We start from the raw sequence: 2042 nt of genomic DNA on the forward strand, positions 1-2042 counted from the left end.
GGCTCCCTGATCGAACGACGGCTTCCAGAACACGCCGCAGTGCCACCGAGCGCGGAACAACCGCGATCACGCATATGGCGGACACCGGGTGCCCGCTGACCCACAATGATCGACAAAGGCCGACGAGTGGCGAAAGTACCTGTGGGCGTACGTGGTTTCGAACCACGGACCTCTGCCGTGTGAAGGCAGCGCTCTACCACTGAGCTATACGCCCGGAAGACGTCTGAAGCTTACTACGCCGCCGCGGGGATGCCGCGAGGGGGCGGCCGGATCGAGGGCGATGCCCCGGGTCCGGGCCCGGCTGTGGCGAGGCCGACGGTCCACGCGGAAGCGTCCCGCGATGTCGACGACGTTAGGTCTTGCGGAATGGGGTCTCGTCGGTCACGATCCGGACACAACTCACCTCGATTGGGACGAGGAGGAGAGGGGTAGACCTCCCCTGACGCACACTGCAACAGCAGCGATCAAACACGAAGGGTAATCGACCTACGGGGGGTGTGCCACATGGCGCGAACCGACGCACGCGGCCACGGACGCCGCACACCGTGGCCTCCATCAGCCAGTCTCGGCCTGCACACCCGCGCTATGTCGGGCAAGTCTCCCGAACCGGCGTAACGGATGTTCAAGTCGCATAACCTTGTTTCCAACGAGCCTCAAAGAGGGAACTATCTCGTTACACGGGTGCTCGCCCGCACCACCGCAGCACTGAGAGGCCGCCCGATGACAATTCGCCACGATTCCATCACAGCAGAGCTCGCACTTCGGCTCGTCGTTCCCGGTGGAGCGCCCGTCCCAGTCGCGGCGACGATGCGCTATGAACCGGCGGACCCGTACGCGGTCAGCATCGGGTTCCGTACGGGCGCGGACGAGGTTGTCGAGTGGACGTTCGCCCGGCAGCTGCTCAGCGACGGTGTCCGGCGCCCGGCCGGCGACGGAGACGTTCAGGTCTGGCCAGCGGCCCAGTCCGGCGGACGGATCGTCTGTCTCTCCCTGTCCAGCCCGTCGGGCCACGCGTTGTTCGAGATGCCGCGCTCGGAGGTGTTGTCATTCCTGCGCCGCACCTACTCGGTGGTGCCGCTCGGCGGGGAAAGCGACATCGTCGACCTGGACGCGGAGCTTGCGCTGCTCATCTGGGGCGGCTCTCAGACCTGACATCGCCAGGGCGGCTACCAAGAGCGACCGGCAGCACGACCAGCGCCATGTCCGCGCGGCCTTCAGCCTGTTGGATCCCTGACGTCGCCGGGGCGGGCAGCTGTCCCGGCGACGTCCCAGTCAGGACTCTCGTTTCCGCTGCGGGCGGCCAGTTCGAAGTCACACACCGTGAGAATTGCGTCGCAAAACATGACTTCGCCGCAGTGGGGCGGCCGATGTCGCCACGCCCGCGGATCGCACGCACCGCGGCCCTTTCGGCAGGCTGGAGACACCCCCGCCGGCCCCGCTACCCGAGCCGGCCCCGCCCCCGTGCCACGCATCACCTACCAGACCTACCAGCACCGCCGGGCTGGGTGGCCAAGCCACCTGCCACAAGCACAACCGGGCACGACCGGCGAGCGCGCGCTGGACTCTGACACAGAAACCGCACATCGCCGACACATCGCACGGCGGTTCATTCGACGCTTCGCTCATCGTCCGCTAGAGTGCTAGCTGCACCGCCGAACAGCGGGGCGCGCGGACGTGGCTCAGCTGGTAGAGCATCACCTTGCCAAGGTGAGGGTCGCGGGTTCGAATCCCGTCGTCCGCTCGAGACTGTGAGAGGTCAGAGGTCAAGCTGGTTCCGGCCTCCTCCCGGCGGAGTGGCCGAGTGGCTTAGGCAAGGGCCTGCAAAGCCCTGTACGCGGGTTCGATTCCCGCCTCCGCCTCCGCAACAATCTCGAACAAACTGGGGCGATTAGCTCAGTGGGAGAGCGCTACCTTGACACGGTAGAGGTCACTGGTTCAATCCCAGTATCGCCCACCCCTCCAAGTACGCTGCGGCGTAACGGAAATGGCCATCCTGGGCTGGGTGGCCATCCTCATGACGCGCACCACGATGTCGAGCGGGG

Annotated in this window: 1 protein-coding gene and 4 tRNA genes; 4 read left to right on the forward strand and 1 reads right to left on the reverse strand. The window is 66.3% G+C overall.

The features are described from left to right. Positions 1-142 precede the first annotated feature (142 nt). Positions 143-214, reverse strand: a tRNA-Val gene (locus MJ785_RS09950). A 506-nt stretch (positions 215-720) separates the two neighbouring features. On the opposite strand from MJ785_RS09950, the gene MJ785_RS09955 reads away from it, so the two are divergent. The 4 genes from MJ785_RS09955 to MJ785_RS09970 all read left to right on the forward strand — a co-directional run bounded on the left by MJ785_RS09955 (position 721) and on the right by MJ785_RS09970 (position 1954). Next, positions 721-1152, forward strand: a complete 432-nt coding sequence (locus MJ785_RS09955; RefSeq protein WP_239311355.1) for an SsgA family sporulation/cell division regulator — start codon at positions 721-723, stop codon at positions 1150-1152. Between the two features lie 516 nt (positions 1153-1668). Beyond that, a tRNA-Gly gene (locus tag MJ785_RS09960) sits at positions 1669-1741 on the forward strand. A 46-nt stretch (positions 1742-1787) separates the two neighbouring features. Beyond that, positions 1788-1859 (forward strand) — tRNA-Cys (locus tag MJ785_RS09965). Between the two features lie 23 nt (positions 1860-1882). Then, a tRNA-Val gene (locus MJ785_RS09970) sits at positions 1883-1954 on the forward strand. Positions 1955-2042: the final 88 nt, after the last annotated feature.

Source organism: Protofrankia sp. CiT1 (genome assembly GCF_917627335.1).
GTDB lineage: Bacteria > Actinomycetota > Actinomycetes > Frankiales > Frankiaceae > Protofrankia.

Coding starts and splice junctions, on each gene's coding strand:
- MJ785_RS09955 (WP_239311355.1), top strand. CDS start 721: ATGACAATTCGCCACGATTCCATCACAGCAGAGCTCGCACTTCGGCTC.